Raw genomic sequence first — 17,985 nt, 5'->3', positions numbered from 1 at the left:
TTTGTTCAATTCAAATTTACACAATTGTAATCAGTAAACAAATAACATCTATAAATCATTTAATTACTGTTTTGTTTTAATGTTTTTTTGAAATCATTTATATATATAAAATAGGTTAACTAAATCTTCTTTTTAAAGGAATTATATAATAAATTAATAAAATTATATAACTCCACTATGATTGAGTAATATAATTTTGTTGGATGTGAATTAGGATCAATAAGAATTTACGATTACCAAAATTGACTATCAATAATGACTATTAAATGAATAAAATCTTCGAAGAGCAATGCGTGCCCAGTGCCGAATTCTATAGTTTGGTAATAGACAGTTTACAAGACTACTGTATTTTTACAGTTGATAAGGAGTTGAAGATAAACAGCTGGAATTCGGGTGCTACGAAGATATTTAAATATGAAACAGAGGAAATTTTAGGTAAACCATTTGAAATTATTTTCACAAAAGAAGACAAAGAAAAAGGTATTCCTAAAATAGAAATTGATACCGCTTTAAATTCAGGACGATGCAAGGACATTCGTTGGCATCAATGTAAAGACGGAAAAACATTTTATGCAGATGGTTTAGTTTTTCCATTAAAGAATGCTAGCGGAGAAGTAATCGGTTTTGTTAAAATATTACGCGATATTACGACTAGAAAAGCTTCAGAAGATGCTATAAAAAAATATGCTAAAGAATTAGAAGAACTCAACGCTCATAAAGAAACCGTTTTGGCTATACTCTCGCACGATTTAAGAAGTCCATTGGCAGCAATTATACAAGGTGCTGATTATCTGAAATCAAATTTTGAGACCATAGAACCCGAATTGGCTAAAAATTTGTTGCATGAATTTTATAACGCTACGGTAAACCAATTAAACATGTTGGATTATCTAGTTGAATGGGCTAGAATCAAATATGCCTCTGATGCTTTTGTTCCTGCTCAAATTGAACTAACGGATTATGTTGATAAAGTTTTTGAATCTTTAAAAGAAACAGCTGCTATCAACTCAATCCGCTTTCATAATAAAATAGAGGAGAACAATTATGTGTTTGCCGATGGGAAAATGGTCTTGTCCATTCTTCAAAATATAATTACCAATGCTATAAAACATTCGAATACTGGTGGAGAAATAACCTTGTCTGCCAAAAAAAGCGATGATATGATTGTTGTTGAAATTAAAGACACTGGAATTGGAATGTCTAAAGAAACTAAAGATTTACTCTTTACTCCACAAGTAAAATCGTTATCCAAAGCAGTAGAAGAAAACAAAGGCGCAGGCATTGGACTTTTATTAGTTAAAGGATTTTTAGAAAAAAATGGTGGACATATTTGGGTTGTAAGCGAAGAAGGAAAGGGTTCTTCTTTTTATTTTTCTTTACCTATCAAAAAGTGTTCGGATAAAATCAATGTTTCAGAAGAAATTCACTAACAAAAACTCGAGAAAATTACTTCTTTACAACACCAATTTTAAATGTAAGATTACTATTTTTCTATATCATTACTATATTCCAAAATATCACCTGGTTGGCAATCTAAAGCTTTACAAATAGCGTCTAACGTGCTAAAACGAATTGCTTTTGCTTTACCTGTCTTAAGAATAGAAAGGTTAGATAGTGTTAAATCAACTCTTTCTGAAAGCTCGTTTAGCGAAATTTTTCGCTTTGCCATCATCACATCTAAGTTTACAATTATTGCCATAGTTTAAACAGTTAAATCGTTTTCAATTTGAATAGCTACTCCTTTTTTGAAAATAATAGCAATAATATATACAACTGCTCCCATTAAAATAAAAGCTTCACTGTCTGTCCAAAACGGATTTAAATTGTCAGTTACAAAACCGTAATGTTTTAAATCAGTGACTAATTCTTTGGCAATGAAACTAAGCACTCCGATGGAAAGTGTAAAATAGCTTACTTGTAAAATTTTTTTCGAAACAAAACTGGTGAATGGTTTTGACAAATCCATTTTGTGCATCAGACTGATAACGGTATAAAATAGCCGAGCTTTTAAAATTGAAATGATTAACACGAAGCTATACACACCAAAGAAAGCTAATTTACTGGCGGCATACATTGCTGACAAGTCTAACTTTTGATAAAGATTTTGGACAAATTCAGGGTTATACAAACTGAAAAAGAAGTTTACGAGTAAGCCACCAGCTTCAATAGACAAGCCCACAAAAATAAGCCAGGCAATAACATATAAGCCCCAAAATACGATGTTGTTTGTTTTTGACATAATTAAAAAGTTTTAAAATTATTACGCAAATATAATAAATTTTTATTGATAAACAATAAATATGTATTACTATTCAAAATATTTTTTAGAAATGAAACTTTTTAGTGTCAAAATAAAGAGAGCGTTTTCATGCTTTGTACTCTTGTTATCTAAGGGATTTATAATCAATTGAAGATAAAATTTTTTGTGAAATGTAAATTTGAATTTACCACAAAATTCGTAATTGCGAGTAATGTCTGTTATAAGGTGGCTTTGTATTCGATTTGGTAAGTTTTATTTTTTCTGTTGTATACTTTCTGTTTCATTTGTGCCAATGCTTATTCGGTTTTGGCGGATGTCTTGTTCACTTTGGACAATGTCTTGTTCACTTTGGACAATGCCTTGTTTACTTTGGCCAGTGTCTTGTTCACTTTGGCCGGTGTCTTGTTTATTTGAGCCAAAGGCTTGTTCACTTTGGCGGATGCCTTGTTCACTTTGGCGGATGCCTTGTTCACTTTGGCGGATGCTTTGTTTAGTTTGGCGGATGCCTTGTTTACTTTGGCGGATGTCTTGTTCACTTTGGCGGATGCCTTGTTTACTTTGGCGGATGTCTTGTTTAGTTTGGCGGGTGTCTTGTTCACTTTGGCGGAAGCCTTGTTCACTTTGGCGGAAGGCTTGTTTAGTTTGGCGGATGCCTTGTTTACTTTGGCGGATGTCTTGTTCACTTTGGCGGATGTCTTGTTCACTTTGGCGGATGCCTTGTTTACTTTGGCGGATGCCTTGTTCACTTTGGCGGAAGGCTTGTTCACTTTGGCGGATGTCTTGTTTACTTTGGCGGATGCCTTGTTTACTTTGGCGGATGCCTTGTTTACTTTGGCGGATGTCTTGTTCACTTTGGCGGGTGCTTTGTTCACTTTGGCCGATGTCTTGTTCACTTTGGCGGATGCCTTGTTTACTTTGGCGGATGTCTTGTTTATTTTTTGAAAAGTTAGTTTCAAAGCTACTTTTCGGTTTCTTCCAACGTGAATTTCCTTTACCGCAAAATTTTTGTGAAGCTAGGTTGTAACGTTTTGCAGCTTTGCGTCAGTGGAGATGTCAGCGAATGGATTAGTTTCTGTTTAAGATAAAATTTTTTCGTGAAGAAAAAACGTCAAGGTAACTAAGCAACCAGCCATTGTACAAACCGTTATTATAATCTGGCTTTAATTTTCTTTGGCCACTAAAATATTCTCACCATTCCCAATTGGAACTAAAACAATATCCCTTTTATATTCGGCTTTAGTAACAGTTTTCAAAAAAGTTCCACATATAGGATTATTTTTCTTTTTATAATTTCTGCCGCCAACAATTCCCGAAAGGTTAAGTATTGGTTTTCCGCTATCACACACAATCTTTGGAGTAATGATTGTTTTAGTAGCATCTTTTTCAATTGTTCCTACAAACGTATTGCCAATCATAAGAGAGACAATTCTTTGTCCAGTATTGTTTTTCAATTCAATCTTGACCTGTGCACTTAAAGTTGAAGAAAATAGTACAATTAAAGTTGAAAATATCAATTTCATTATAGGTGTTTTTAAGGTTGCACATAACGTTCTGGTACTACAGCGGGTTTGGGACTAAATTAAGCCCTATTTTCGGATTTGCCAAATATCACAAATACAAAACCAACTTTCTATTAAACCAATTGCCCAAATCCGTTGTAGTGGCTGTTACTGGCTGGTTTTCTAGCTTCTACTTTCGGTTTCCACTTTCGGTTTCCACTTTTTTATGATATAAAACATTATAGCGATCATTAAAAGTCCAATCAAAATAATGAAATAAATTATTAGATATGAGTTCCACAAATTAGTATTTTCATTAAGTTTTAATGCACCAAAATATGTTGTATAATTGTAAATTAAGTGAGCAATAAAGCTTAACATTAAACTCTTTGTTTTCAGAAATATATAGCCTAAAACTAAACCGCCTAAAAAAGCACTTAGTAAACCTGTGCTTGAAAAGAAATGACCAATACAAAAAGCCAATGCCGACAACCAAATTGATTTTCTAAACCCCTTTTCATTTAATATTTTTTGAGCAATTATTCTTCTATAATATAATTCTTCTAAGAATACGCTCAAAACCATCATAATTAAAAATCTTGGTAAATTTGTAATTGATTTTAAGATGTCATTATTAAAATTCCAGTCCATTAATTTGTAAACCAATGCAGGAATGAAATAATTCAGCAAGCATAAACCAATAATTCCAAATGAGATTGGAAACAAATATTTATAATAAATTTCTAAATCAACTTTCTTCGGTAAGTTTTTAAAACTAAAGCCTGTTAAAAATAAACTTGCCAAAACTATAGAAGTTATATTTACAATTTTATTTCCCCAATAAGTTGTGATTTCTGTTGCGGAATAATATCCTATCAACAATATTGTTAAGCTTATAAATAAATTTAAATAAAGTCGATTAGTCATTAATGTTTTTTGTAATTCGGTTTTTTAAACTTGCCAGTAACGGTTTGCAGCTTGGAGAAGTGGCGGAATTTGAAGCACTTACTATCATTTTAGCACTAAACTTCTTTTGAAAACCAAATGTTCAATTTAGCACTGAACCCGCCATTTTGCCAAACTGCTGTTGGCAGAAGTTTTTTTATTCAATTTTTACTGCTTCCTTTCTTACGCCTTGTTCAGGTTGTGTGACAATATATTTTTTTACTTTATCGTTTTCAAAAACAAATTCATATCGTACTTCAGGACTAAACCCAATAACTGTAAATAGTGTTTTAGTAATGGGTTCCAACTCGAATTTTTCTTCGGCAAACATTGGAATATATAACTTTCCATTTTCATATAGTACTTTCTTAATATTACCCTGCTCTGTTTTATAATCTCCGCTAATTTTCTTTAGATAGTCATCGCTAAAAGTTACTGGTTCTATATTGTAAAGAATATTTCTAATTAATTTTGATGGAATTTTTGTATTTCTATTGTCATTATTCTGCAATAATATTATGGTTTTATCATTATCAATATGTCTTTCGATATAAGAAATGTAACCTGGCCAGCTTCCACTATGATAAACAATTTTTCCGAAAGTTTCGTTGTTCTCTAAAAACCAACCGAAACCATATTTTGTTTTTGTTCCGTTATTTAGAGTGGTCGGATTAAAAATTTCATTAATGTCATTTTTTGACACTAATTTACTTGTATTTAAACTTCTATCCCATTTTAACAAATCATCTATCGTTGAGTTAACAGTTCCGTCGCCAACAATTCCGTCCAATGTGTACACATATAAGTCCATTCCTTTAACTTGATCTGGAAGTTGGTTTATTTTTAAACTATCGGAATAAACATAACCAAAAGCGTAATTGTTAATTTTTTGTGGTTTTAACCTTCTTGTGTAAACAAAGGTATTCTTCATTTTTAGCGGTTTGAAAATTTCTGCTTTTAAAAATTCAGCGTATGATTTACCGCTTACTTTTTCAATGATTGATCCTAATATTGCATAACCTGTATTACTATATTCCCATTTTTCATTAGTTTCAAATAGTAAACTTGGTTTATGTTTTTCAAAAACATCTAAAATATCCTTATTAGTAGCAATTTTAGTTTTGTTATTCCACGTTTTGTCTATTAATAAACTATCTAAAATTTTCATATAGTCAGGTAAACCGCTGGTGTGGTTTAATAAATTGCGAACTGTAATATTTTTGTAGAATGATAATTGGGGCAAAATGTCTCCAATTTTATCTTCATATTTTAATTTTCCTTTTTCTTTTAGAATTACAATTGCAAAAGCAGTAAATTGTTTGGAAACTGATGCCAATTCAAAAATTGAATTTTCATTTAATTCTTCTTTGGTAGTTTCGTTCGCTAGACCAAAACTATTTTTATAAATTACTTTTCCTTTTTCTGCGATTAGCACATTTCCATTAAATTCTTTATTAGAACTTAATTTTTTAAATAAGCTGTCTAATTTTTGAGTTTTTTGAGCCAATAGATTGTTAGCAATTAATACTAATAAAATTAAGAATATTTTTTTCATTTTTTTTTAAATTACAATTTTTCGTTTGTTAGGTAAAATTTCTGCCAACTTGTTTATATGTTCAGTTTTTTATTGTTTAGTTGAGCAAAGCTAACCATTTTTAGATAGCTTTGCTCAACGGCTATTGCGTTTTATTTTTTTATAAATCATCAAAAGGACTTTTTATTTGCTGGATATTTTTTGTACTAACGTGAGTATAAATTTCAGTTGTTTTACTACTATTATGTCCTAATAATTCTTGAATATATCTTAAATCGGTTCCACTTTCTAATAAATGCGTAGCATAACTATGCCTAAGCCAATGAAGGGTAACAGGTTTATTTATAGAAGCTAATCTAACACTTTTTTTTAATACTTCCTCTAAACTTCTAGCAGAATATTGGGTGTTTTTTTCTTGTCTTTCAAATAGATAAGTTGTCGGTTTGTATGGAGTAAAATATTCTATTAGCAGCACCAATTTTTTTGTAGATAAAAAGTATAAAGGTCTTTTTGATCTTTGCATTTTTTACTGTTCATCAAATATTTTACTTCTTTGCTAATTCACAAAAAAAAGTAACCAAATTCAATACTACATTCTTAATTCACCTATTACCATTCTCAATTCTTTTTCACACTTGTTAAACAATCTATAAAACCATTTCTGCAATGATAAAAAGTCACAATTTTAAATTACTTTTGTATCACTTTTTTAAAAACTCAACAATTCCTCCATGGAAAAAAAATTATACGCATTTCTTTTTTCAACACGCTTAATGGCAGTCTTATTTATCGGTTATGCACTCGCCATGATTTTTGGAACTTTTATAGAAAGCAAATACAACACCGATACCGCTCGAATTTGGATTTACAACGCTTGGTGGTTTGAAGCCATTCACCTGTTTTTCCTCGTTAATTTCATCGGAAACATCAAACGCTATCAGTTGTATAAAAAAGAAAAATGGGTAACGCTTTTGCTTCACTTGTCTTTCATTTTTATCATCATCGGAGCATTCATCACTCGCTACATAAGCTACGAAGGTGTAATGCCCATCCGTGAAACCGAAATGTCAAATCAAATCTATTCCGACAAAGCCTTTCTAACTGTTTTTGTAGATGGCGAATACGAAGGAAAAACAAAACGCCGAACCATAGAAAAGCCATTGTTACTATCACCAGTAACGAATAATCACTTTTCAATCAATAAAAAGTTTGGAGAAATTCCATTCGAAATCGAATACAAAGACTTCGTTCTTGATGCCAAAGAAACCATCAAACCCGATGCAAATGGTGTTATTTATTTGAAGCTAGTAGAATCTGGCGATGGAACGCGTCACGAACACATGCTCAAAGACGGTGATGTACAAAACATACACAATGTACTGTTTGCACTCAACAAACCAACACAAGGCGCTATTAACATTGATACAAAAAACAATACCATCACAGCGCCATTTAGCGGAACGTTTATGAGAATGGCGGACAAGATGCAAGGAAACGTTACCAAAGATTCGACTCAAGCCTTGATGTATCGTTCGCTATACAACCTTGGCGGAAGCCAATTTGTAATTCCAGAATTGCCTGAGAAAGGCGTAAAAGCGTTTATTTCTAGTGGTGATTTTAAAGCAAAAGAACACGATGACGCGCTTACACTTAACATCAAAGTAGGGAACGAGCAAAAAGAGGTAACAATTGTAGGTTCTAAAGGAAAAACCGGTGAACCGGTTGCCGTTAAAGTAGGGAATTTAGATTTTACATTATTCTTTGGTAGTAAATCGTATACGTTGCCGTTCAATATCAAACTAAACGATTTCATTGCCGAAAAATATCCTGGAACGGAGAAGAGTTATTCGTCTTTTGAAAGCAAAGTAACCGTTATTGATTCCACGGAAAAATTTGATGCTCGAATTTATATGAATAACATTCTCGACTACAAAGGCTATCGTTTCTTTCAAGCCTCGTTTTCTCCTGATGAAAAAGGAACAGTGCTATCTGTTAGCCACGATTTTTGGGGAACAAGCATCACGTATTTAGGTTATTTTATTTTATACGCTTGTATGATGTTGATTATGTTTACTAAAAATACCCGCTTTGCCGACTTAAAACGTAAACTGGAAGTAGTGAAGAAAAAGAAAGCCAAACTGACGGTTATTCTTTTGTTATTATCGTTCTCGGTAACTGGTTTTGCACAAAATCATGCGCACGAACCAAAAGGAAACATCAATTTTAAAGATTCCATTCTAAAATATAAAGTTCCTGAACTACAAGCGTCTCGCTTTGGACGATTGGTGATCCAAGACGACGGCGGACGAATGAAACCCATCAATACATTTTCCTCTGAATTACTGCGAAAAGTAAGTAAAAGCGATACGTATGAAGGAATGAATTCTGACCAAGTATTCCTTTCCATGAAACAATTTCCATTCGCATGGATAGAAATGCCGTTGATTTATGTGAAAAAAGGAAACGACAGCATCCGAAAAATAATAGGAGTAGAGTCTGATGTGAAATATATTCCGTTTAAGAAATTTTTTGATGATAAAGGTAATTATAAACTAGCACCGTATCTTGAAAACGCTTATAAAGTAGCCAATCCAAATCAGTTTGAAAAGGACTTTGTTGAAACGGATAAAAAAGTAAATCTGTTGAACTCGGCTTTGTTTGGTAGTATTGTTAAGATTTATCCTGTTCCAAATGATAAGAATAACAAATGGATTTCAAATCTTGAATTAAGTCACGCTACAGGAACAGCGTTGGACACTATCAAAACGGCTTTCCCGTTATATCTTGATGCCTTGGCGAAAGCTAGCAAAACCAACGATTATACGATGGCAAACACGATGCTGAATGGTCTGGAAAAATTCCAAATGATTTATGGAAAGGAGGTAAGACCAACGGATAAAAAAATAGATTATGAGATACTCTATAACAAATATGATGTGTTTCAAAAGTTACCGTATTGGTATATTGGTGTAGCGATTTTTATGTTTGTTTTGGTCATTTTGCAAATCTTCAAAGAGCGTAAGTTCCTCACGGTTACTATAAATATTCTCCATATTGTTATTGGATTATTATTTGCGGTTCATACCTTGGGTTTAATTGCTCGTTGGTACATTTCGGGTCACGCACCTTGGAGTAATGCTTACGAGAGTATCATCTATGTGGCTTGGGCAACGATGTTCTTCGGACTAGCATTTGATAGAAAATCAAAATTAACCGTTGCTTCATCAGCTTTTGTAACCGCGATGATTTTAGCAGCAGCGTATGCCAACTGGATTGATCCTGAAATAGCCAATTTAGTTCCGGTGTTAAACTCTTATTGGTTGATGATTCACGTTGCGGTGATTGTAGCGAGTTACGGACCATTTGCCCTTGGATTTATCCTAGGTTTTGTATCGCTGCTTTTAATGTTCTTCACTAACGAAAAGAACAAAAAGAAGATGGAATTAAATATCAAAGAGTTGAGCTATATTAACGAACTAGCTTTAACTGTAGGTTTGATTATGCTAACCATCGGTAATTTCCTTGGCGGACAATGGGCGAACGAAAGTTGGGGTAGATATTGGGGTTGGGATCCAAAAGAAACTTGGGCATTAATCAGTATTATGGTCTATGCGTTTGTTATTCACGCTCGTTTCGTACCAGGAATGCGCAACAAATGGATTTTTAACCTAATGGCAATGTTTGCTTTCACATCTATTTTGTTTACCTATTATGGAGTAAACTTCCACTTAGTTGGATTACATTCTTATGCTAGTGGAGAAGCTAAATCCTTGAGTTGGATTTATTACATGCTTGGAACAATCTCTTTAATCGGATTGATTACTTATCCAAAATTCAAAAAGTATTACAAACGATAATAAAAAAGGTTCAACATCACGTTGAACCTTTTTTTTAAATTATTAAGAGTTGAAATTATACTTTTCCTAACGTATACAGTTGTTCCATCGTTGGCGATGCACTTCCGCCAGCTGGTTCAAGTGTAATTCCAAAAGCTTCTGCTCCTGAGGTTTTATCCACAGCGAATACTTTCGTATCATTAGCATTGAAATCAGCCAAAAGACCAATACTTGTTGGTGTTAGAGTAGGTTGCAGTTTAAGCGACCATATTTGATATACCTTTCCTTCTGGTGGTTCAGGCAATCCGCTTGCATCTACATATACTGCGTCTGTTTTTTGATTCCAATAAATTTTTGCTTTTGCTGTTGGAGCAACCGCTTGTCCACCAAGTGGAATAACTTTATTGTTTTCGTCTCTAACGATAGTTAATACTTCTTTGGTCGTTTTATTTTGCAATTCTAAAGTAACCACAGCTTCTTCTAGTTTGCTTTTTTCTTGTTCAACCGTTACCACTTGGTTTTTGGATTTATCCAATTCAAAATATTGATAGGATAGTCCAATTAACAAAGCAACCGATGCAGCCCAACCGATATATTGCGATCGATTTGGTTTCATAGTGATTACCTTGCTGTGTTTGATTTCGAGTTGCGCTTTGATTTTCTCAAATTGACTGTTCGAAATAAATGGCGAGAAACTACTCGATAAATTGAGTACAGCTCTTTCTATAGCTACAATCTCTTTTTTAATTTCGGGATGTTGTTTGGCCATTTCATTGACTTCTTGTATTTCGGTCTCACTAAGTAAACCATACACATAAAGTTCTAAAATTCCTGATTCTATAAATTCTTTTGCTTCCATTATACTTGAAGATACGTTCTTAAATCATTAATACAATTTCGATTTTGTGTTTTAACAGTTCCCAACGGAATTTCAAGTTCTTCTGAAGCTTCTTGTTGTGTAAATCCTTTGAAAAATAATAAATCTAACAATTGAATGCATTTTGGTTTTAGTTTTTTTACAAACTCTTGAATTCCGATGGTGTCAATTCTATTGGTCAATTTATTACTGTCGTCTAACAGATGTACGAAATTATCAGAAGAGAGGTTTTTTTGTTTGTTATTAAAACCTTTCGAACGCAATTTATCAATAGCTGTATTACGAGTTATATTAAGCATCCAAGTATATAATCTTCCTTTAGAATCATTATAGGTTTCGATGTTTTTCCATATTTTAACAAAACTCTCCTGAAGCACATCTTCGGCTTCTTCGCGATCGCTGATTAAATTGGAGATTACTGAAAACAAACTCTTCGAATACATGTCATAGAGTAGTGTAAATGCTCTGTCGTCCTTCCTCAGGACTAAGGGTAATAGTTCTTCTTGTGTCATACCTATAATTTTGTGTGGATTGTAAATTTATTAAAAGAATTTCGTAAAACCATTTTAAATTATTTTTTTAATAAATGATTAGCTTTTTAAAACCAATTAAATACTTCTCTCGTAAATAGAATTGAAGGTTAGATTTTTGTTTTAATGATAGCAAAAACTAATGGTTAGGATAGTTTTTGTTATGTTTGTTGAAGCCCAATGTCCCCAATTCATTGGGCTTCTCTTTTTAACATTGTTTAGCATAACTTTATCATTTGTATAACACCTGCAGTCAAATACATTTTGTACTTTTAAAAAAAATAATTTATGAAAAAAATCTCTTTATTTCTAATTACTTCTTTCTTGGTAATGAGTTGTCAAAATCAGGCTCAGAACCAAGCGTCAACAACTAAAAAAACAGATTTTACAACAACAAAAATGGAAAAACAAACGATTTATCAATTCAAAATAACCGACTTAAACGGAAATGAATTTGATTTCGAAACCTTAAAAGGTAAAAAAATATTGATTGTCAATACAGCTTCAGAATGTGGATTAACACCACAGTACAAAGACTTAGAATCGATTTATGGAAAATACAAAGACAAAAATTTTGTAATAGTTGGTTTCCCTGCCAATAATTTTGGTGGGCAAGAGCCTGGAAGCAATGAACAAATTGCTGCTTTTTGTCAAAAAAATTATGGTGTAACTTTTCCAATGATGGAAAAGATTTCAGTAAAAGGAAATGACAAACACGAAATCTATCAATTCTTAACAGAAAAAAGTAAAAACGGTTTACAAGACAGCGAAGTAGAGTGGAACTTTCAAAAGTATCTAATCAATGAACAAGGCGAATTGGTAAAAGTGCTTTCGCCAAGAGTACTTCCAACAGATGCTGCTATCGTAGATTGGATAAACGGAAAATAAAACTAAGTTACTCAAATAAAAAAAACCTCTTTAATTTTTAAAGAGGTTTTTTATTGTTAAAGAAATTCGAATTAGAATTGCTCTCTTCCTGCAAAGTGAAAAGCACTTTCTATAGCAGCATTTTCATCAGAGTCAGAACCGTGAACAGCATTTTCTCCAATTGAAGTTGCATATTTTTTACGAATTGTTCCTTCAGCAGCATCAGCAGGATTGGTAGAACCAATTAAAGTTCTGAAATCTTCAACAGCATTGTCTTTTTCTAAAATTGCTGCTACGATTGGTCCACGTGTCATGAACTCAACCAATTCACCAAAAAATGGTCTAGCAGAGTGAACTGCATAAAATTTTTGAGCATCAGCTACTGTCAATTGTGTTAATTTCATTGCTACAATTCTGAAACCACCTTCAGTAATCATATTTAAAATTCCACCGATGTGTCCGTTTTCAACACCATCAGGTTTAATCATTGTAAAAGTTCTGTTTGTTGCCATTTTGATATAAATGATTTTAAATTCGGGTGCAAAAGTAACGTTTTTAAATCAGTATAAAAAATGGAATAATTATCAATTTTTAATAATTTTCTGCACAGAGAAATCCAATCCAGACGAAATCTTCAAGAAATATACACCTTGCGATAAACCATTGCTCGAAATAGCAAAATCGTTAGCAATAGGAGTGAAGCTTTGCAACTCTTTTCCTGTAACATCAAACAATTGAATGCGATCAATAGTAGCCGTATGTGTAATAGTCCAATCAGTTGAAGATGGATTTGGATACACTTTTAAATTTTTGATAGCACTTTCGTTAACGGATAATGAATTTACAAATTGGTAGTTACCCGTATCTCTTTCAAAAGTTACATCATAAAAACCACCACCAATAGGAATATTTGGACCATTTTGTGTTCCTGTTCCTGAAGGGAAATCTACTGAACCCCAGTTAGTTGCCCAACTATTATTTTTTCTAAATTTTACTTCACCATCAATAACTTGTAAATCATTAATGGTGTAAACAAAACCATCTGTTGTACTTAAATCGGTATCTTCTACGCCAAAACCGCCCAAAGCCGAACCTAAAATCCCAATACTTGGGTAATCAAATCGATATTCCCCAGTAGTTCTATTAAACGTTACAAAGTATTCACCTCCAGTAACCGGTATTGATGGACCAGTTGCAACAGCCGTTCCAACAGGAAATGCAGTACTTCCATAAACTAGTTGAGAGTTGTTGTTTTCTCTAAAATACGCTTGACCACTACTAAAATTAAAGTCAGCTAAAGTGTAAACGATACCATCATTCGTTATCATATCAACATCATCGCCTCCGTAGCCATTTTGAGAATCAACCGCTGGACCCCAAATTCCAATAGTTGGAAAAGTAACTTGCTGAATAAAAGTATAAGTACCATTCAATCGGTTAAAAGTAACATCATAAGTTCCTGCTATGGTCATAATATTTGGACCATTTTGAACACCAGTTCCCGATGGAAAATTACTATTTCCCCAATTGATAGCCCAATCGCCATCTTGTCTAAATTTTAATCCAGTTGTAGCAGGATCCGTTGCTGTAGTTAGCGTTACATTGTTTAACGTATAAGTTACATTATCAGTAGTGTTCATGTTGGTGTCAATAGCCCAACTTCCAGAAGGACTTGTACTTCCAATCATAGAAATTACTTGTGAGTAACAATTGAAGGAAAAAAGAAAAGTAAATAGATAGAGTAAATTTTTCTTCATAAAGCATTAATATTATAATTAGTTACCCAAAAATAATTTAAAAAATAGTGTGAATAAAAATGGAATAATTGCGAAAACGTTATAGTGTTAACAATTTCATAGAGTAATTAAAGAAAAATGATTTTTTAAAGGATGTAATTCTTCAATTAATTTTTCAATCAATTCATTTCCAATCTCTAAATAAAACTCCGAAAAGTTACTCTTTCGTTCCTGCAAGCTTTGGTTAGGAAACAATTCATTCTGAAGTTGTAATATTCGTTCTAATGTATCAATGTGAATTCTTTTTTCGGCTTTCAGTAGTCTTTTTTCAAGGTTTTCCAATCCTTTTATCTGTTTCACTTCTTGCGCTTTTACTGCTCCAATAAATGACTTATCAGTTTGGCTAGCTATTTCATACAAGGCTACAAATTGTTGCTTTAAAAACTCTTTTTGAGCAGAAAAATCCAACGTTAAATTAGAATACTCAGCCGTTTTATTATTGACAAGTACTTGCTGATTGGTAAATAAATCGCTTACCGATAAGTTGAGTTTTTCAACTTTATCTAACTGCTTTTGAGTTACTAATAAAACAGAATTTCGTAAAAGAAGTATTGGGAAGGTTATTTTATTTTCTTCAAAATTAGATTGTAATTCAAGCCAATACGCTATTTCACCTCCACCACCAATATAACAAAGATTTGGCAAAATCACCTCTTGATATAATGGACGAAGTATAACATTGGGACTAAATTTTTCAGGTGATTTTTCTAAAATAGAGAGTAATTCTTCATCTGAAAAACGTAGCTCCGTATTGTTTATTTTGTATTCGTTATTTTCAAAAACAATGCGTTCTCTTAAATCGTTTTCAATGTAAAAAAGATTAATCTCTCTAGGATTTACTTGGATATCATACTGTTTTAATACCTCATTGGTTTTGTTAACGTTATGAAAAGAAGTTTGCTCTAACAATTCTTTTTTAACAAAGGGAGCAAATATTTTCTTCAACTCGGAACGGTCGCCGTCAACTATTACCAAACCATATGCTTTGAACAATTCATTGGCTAAATACCGCGTCGCATCAGCAAGAGTAGTGTGTTCTAAGTACGATTTTTGGAATATATCTTTTAAATAAGCAGCATTATTTCCTGCACCCAATTCTTTTTCAAACAATTCAAAAGCAGCTTCTAATCCATCGGTTGATAATCGTCCAACTGGACCAGAACTATCTTTTTTCCAACTTATTTTTTTTCCTTTAAAATTGAAATGGTTTATTTCTTCAAAATCATGATCTTCAGTTGCCATCCAGTAAATAGGCACAAAATTATACGTTGGATAGTCTTGTTTTAACTTTTTACAGAGATTGATAACCGAAACAATTTTATACAAAAAATAAAGTGGTCCAGTAAATAAATTCAATTGATGACCTGTAGTAATCGTAAAAGTATTTTCATCACTGAGCGACTGAATATTAGATTTTGTTGCTTCAGACGTTTCAATTTTTTGGTATTGATTTTCAAGCGAAGAAACTAAAATAGCTCTATACTCTTTTGGAAAATTTTGCTTTTTTTCTTCGATTTGAAGTCGGAAGTTTTCTATTTTCGGACTACGATGATATAATGATTTTAGGTTTTCTTTTTCATCCAAATAATCAACAATGAGTTTAGAGAAAAAACCAGATTTTTGATAACTAATACAGTCGTATTCCTTCATTATAAGTTAGTTAGTAAGTAAAGTTCCAAAAAGATAATTATCACCTAAATAGAAGTCACTATTTCCTTTTTTCATGGTAACTTTTTTCAAACGAATAGTGTGTTGAAAGACACCAACAAGTTGTTGAATAGTGGTAACTTCAATTATGCCACTAACATTATCAACACCATCTTCGGCAATCCATAATTGTGCTGGTATTGTTGGATTTGGAGTGGTACAGAAAAAAGCATCATTTACTACGCTTCCATAAAGACTATAAGTCAATTTGTTTGTTGAAGAAATCAAAGCTGTTCTTGGTTCTGTTGTTACTTCATTGACAAAAAGAGTGGCATACTCATCAGTATCTAACGTCAAAACTTCCGAACCATTAAAATTAAAAAGACGGTTATCACAAGAGCTTTTGGCAACCTCTTCATCAAATCCAAAAGACAATGCGGTTGCGGTAGTATTATAATTTCCAAAAACAAATGAACTGTAAACTTGAGTTCCACCTGGTTTTTCAAACGTTATGTTTTTAAATACTATATAATGTTTGTATCCTGTAATCTTTGTTGCTCCAGTTGTAGCATCGGTAGTTTTTATTGCGGTCGAAGTAATTTCAATTGTACCAGCTAGAGCATTCCATTCTTCCAACAAACTAGGTGTTGCATCAGGTATTGCAGGACAAATATTATCAACAGAAACAGCACCATTATATTGGCGGTATTTAACTTTTACCGTACTGGATATGTTGACTTCTATGGGTTCACCTTCTGGAGTTTCATCATTTTCAAAAATATCCGCAGGAATTTCTATCAATAACATTTCGGTGTCTTTGATTTTATAGATAACATCTTTATCACCACTGCATTTTGTGGCTACAACATCTTCAAAATCAATATTTTTTACTTCTAAATCGCCATCGTCACAAGCATTTAACGAAAATAACAGCACCAGTATAACTAAAAATTGTTTCATCGAATATAAAATTTAAAGCAAAAATAAAGTTTTTTACCTCATTAATACATCTTTTATAATTTATTTAGGAAGAGTAATTTTTATATTTGCACTATGAAAAAAATATATCTTGATAACGCCGCTACAACTCCCATTCGTCAGGAAGTAATAGACGAAATGGTACATGTCATGCAGTCAGAATATGGAAATCCATCCTCAACACATAGTATTGGAAGAAGTGCAAAAGCAATTGTTGAAACAGCACGTAAATTGATTGCCAAACAATTAAATTGCAATGCGCAAGAAATTATTTTCACCTCTAGTGCTACGGAAGCAACCAATTGGATTTTAAGAAGTGCGGTTTGCCATTTTGAAGTAAAAAGAATTATTACCTCAAAAATTGAGCATCATGCAACACTATATACCATTCTAGCACTCGAAAAAGAATTCAATATTAAAGTAGATTACATCAATATTCTTCCCAACGGAGGTTTAGATTATTCTCACCTTGAGGAATTATTAGCCACAGAAGTAAAGACACTAGTTTCGTTAATGCATGTAAATAATGAGACAGGTGTAATTAACGATTGTAAAATAATTGCAGATGTATGTCATAAAAACAAAGTACTTTTTCATTGTGATACCGTGCAGTCTATTGGGAAAGCAACTATCGATTTACAACAAAATCCAATTGATTTTTTAGTAGCAAGTGCTCATAAATTTCACGGACCAAAAGGAGTAGGATTTGCCTATGTAAAAAAAGGTATTGTTTTGCAACCTATTTTATTTGGTGGCGAACAAGAAAAAGGTTGGCGTGCTGGAACTGAGTCGGTACATCAAATTGCTGGAATGGCAAAAGCCCTAGAATTAGCTTATCAACACTTAAACGAAGAAGAAAAATACATTCTAGATTTAAAAGAATATTGTTTTTCCAATCTGAAAGCGGCTTTTCCAGATGTTAAAATCAATGGTGAAAATACGTTCTACAATATTTTGAATGTAGTTTTACCTTTTTCAGAAGAAAAGACTGCCATGATCTTATTCAATTTAGATATGAAAGGAATTGCGGTTTCTCGCGGAAGTGCTTGCCAAAGTGGAAGTATAAAACCTTCTCATGTCTTAGCCGAAATGCTAAACGAGGATGATTTAAAAAAACCTAGTTTACGAATTTCATTCAGTCATTATAATTCAAAAGAAGAAATCGACGAATTTATAACAGCTTTGAAAATGATATAAAAAAATCCATTCAATTTGA

17 protein-coding genes are annotated in these 17,985 nt (G+C 32.6%); 4 read left to right on the top strand and 13 right to left on the bottom strand.

All coding sequences use genetic code 11. From position 1 onward, the window contains the following. Nucleotides 1-266 precede the first annotated feature (266 nt). Nucleotides 267-1,430 carry a PAS domain-containing sensor histidine kinase gene (locus BC748_RS13330; RefSeq protein WP_133533992.1) on the top strand — a complete coding sequence of 388 codons (1,164 nt, stop codon included), beginning with the start codon at nt 267-269 and terminating at the stop codon, nt 1,428-1,430. Between the two features lie 53 nt (nt 1,431-1,483). Here BC748_RS13330 and BC748_RS13325 read toward each other — a convergent pair whose 3' ends face one another. The 7 genes from BC748_RS13325 to BC748_RS13295 all read right to left on the bottom strand — a co-directional run bounded on the left by BC748_RS13325 (nt 1,484) and on the right by BC748_RS13295 (nt 6,761). Then, nucleotides 1,484-1,699 (bottom strand): helix-turn-helix domain-containing protein, encoded by a 216-nt coding sequence (locus tag BC748_RS13325; RefSeq protein ID WP_133533991.1) that lies wholly within the window; start codon nt 1,697-1,699, stop codon nt 1,484-1,486. Nucleotides 1,700-1,702: 3 nt separating this feature from the next. Next, nucleotides 1,703-2,239 (bottom strand): DUF2975 domain-containing protein, encoded by a 537-nt coding sequence (locus tag BC748_RS13320; protein ID WP_133533990.1) that lies wholly within the window; start codon nt 2,237-2,239, stop codon nt 1,703-1,705. 317 nt (nt 2,240-2,556) lie between these two features. Continuing rightward, nucleotides 2,557-3,216 carry a hypothetical protein gene (locus BC748_RS13315; RefSeq protein WP_133533989.1) on the bottom strand — a complete coding sequence of 220 codons (660 nt, stop codon included), beginning with the start codon at nt 3,214-3,216 and terminating at the stop codon, nt 2,557-2,559. 204 nt (nt 3,217-3,420) lie between these two features. Further along, the gene (locus BC748_RS13310; RefSeq protein ID WP_133533988.1) at nt 3,421-3,780 is read right to left on the bottom strand and encodes a hypothetical protein; all 360 of its coding nucleotides are present in this window, start codon (nt 3,778-3,780) and stop codon (nt 3,421-3,423) included. Nucleotides 3,781-3,942: 162 nt separating this feature from the next. Beyond that, nucleotides 3,943-4,638 (bottom strand): CPBP family intramembrane glutamic endopeptidase, encoded by a 696-nt coding sequence (locus BC748_RS13305; protein ID WP_162846477.1) that lies wholly within the window; start codon nt 4,636-4,638, stop codon nt 3,943-3,945. Between the two features lie 223 nt (nt 4,639-4,861). Next, nucleotides 4,862-6,259, bottom strand: a complete 1,398-nt coding sequence (locus BC748_RS13300) for a serine hydrolase domain-containing protein (protein WP_133533986.1) — start codon at nt 6,257-6,259, stop codon at nt 4,862-4,864. Nucleotides 6,260-6,398: 139 nt separating this feature from the next. Next, nucleotides 6,399-6,761, bottom strand: a complete 363-nt coding sequence (locus tag BC748_RS13295; RefSeq protein WP_133533985.1) for a tyrosine-type recombinase/integrase — start codon at nt 6,759-6,761, stop codon at nt 6,399-6,401. Between the two features lie 208 nt (nt 6,762-6,969). Between BC748_RS13295 and ccsB the strand changes: the two genes are divergently transcribed. After that, nucleotides 6,970-10,095, top strand: coding sequence for a c-type cytochrome biogenesis protein CcsB (gene ccsB / locus BC748_RS13290; protein WP_133533984.1), 3,126 nt, complete (start codon nt 6,970-6,972; stop codon nt 10,093-10,095). A gap of 55 nt (nt 10,096-10,150) precedes the next feature. Here ccsB and BC748_RS13285 read toward each other — a convergent pair whose 3' ends face one another. Then, the gene (locus tag BC748_RS13285) at nt 10,151-10,933 is read right to left on the bottom strand and encodes an anti-sigma factor (RefSeq protein ID WP_133533983.1); all 783 of its coding nucleotides are present in this window, start codon (nt 10,931-10,933) and stop codon (nt 10,151-10,153) included. Next, entirely contained in the window at nt 10,933-11,463 is a 531-nt protein-coding gene (locus tag BC748_RS13280; RefSeq protein ID WP_133533982.1) for an RNA polymerase sigma factor, read from the bottom strand. The genes BC748_RS13285 and BC748_RS13280 overlap by 1 nt, the downstream gene beginning before the upstream one ends. A gap of 306 nt (nt 11,464-11,769) precedes the next feature. Here BC748_RS13280 and BC748_RS13275 point away from each other — a divergent pair, with 306 nt between their 5' ends. Beyond that, nucleotides 11,770-12,369, top strand: a complete 600-nt coding sequence (locus tag BC748_RS13275) for a glutathione peroxidase (RefSeq protein WP_133533981.1) — start codon at nt 11,770-11,772, stop codon at nt 12,367-12,369. A 71-nt stretch (nt 12,370-12,440) separates the two neighbouring features. On the opposite strand, the gene BC748_RS13270 is transcribed toward BC748_RS13275, so the two are convergent. From BC748_RS13270 to BC748_RS13255, 4 genes are all read right to left on the bottom strand, one after another. Continuing rightward, on the bottom strand, nt 12,441-12,860 hold the full coding sequence (locus tag BC748_RS13270; RefSeq protein ID WP_133533980.1) for a nucleoside-diphosphate kinase: 420 nt from the start codon (nt 12,858-12,860) through the stop codon (nt 12,441-12,443). Nucleotides 12,861-12,932: 72 nt separating this feature from the next. After that, a complete protein-coding gene (locus BC748_RS13265; protein WP_133533979.1) occupies nt 12,933-14,105 on the bottom strand; it encodes a T9SS type A sorting domain-containing protein in 1,173 nt (390 codons plus the stop codon). A 96-nt stretch (nt 14,106-14,201) separates the two neighbouring features. Next, nucleotides 14,202-15,794 carry a bacillithiol biosynthesis cysteine-adding enzyme BshC gene (gene bshC, locus BC748_RS13260; protein ID WP_133533978.1) on the bottom strand — a complete coding sequence of 531 codons (1,593 nt, stop codon included), beginning with the start codon at nt 15,792-15,794 and terminating at the stop codon, nt 14,202-14,204. Nucleotides 15,795-15,800: 6 nt separating this feature from the next. Then, on the bottom strand, nt 15,801-16,751 hold the full coding sequence (locus tag BC748_RS13255; RefSeq protein WP_133533977.1) for a hypothetical protein: 951 nt from the start codon (nt 16,749-16,751) through the stop codon (nt 15,801-15,803). A 93-nt stretch (nt 16,752-16,844) separates the two neighbouring features. Here BC748_RS13255 and BC748_RS13250 point away from each other — a divergent pair, with 93 nt between their 5' ends. Then, nucleotides 16,845-17,966, top strand: coding sequence for a cysteine desulfurase family protein (locus BC748_RS13250; protein ID WP_133533976.1), 1,122 nt, complete (start codon nt 16,845-16,847; stop codon nt 17,964-17,966). The last annotated feature ends 19 nt before the right edge of the window (nt 17,967-17,985 follow it).

Source organism: Flavobacterium dankookense (genome assembly GCF_004362665.1).
Lineage (GTDB): Bacteria > Bacteroidota > Bacteroidia > Flavobacteriales > Flavobacteriaceae > Flavobacterium > Flavobacterium dankookense.
The sequence above is the reverse complement of the archived record's forward strand: the minus strand, read 5'-3'. Positions and strand labels throughout refer to the sequence as shown.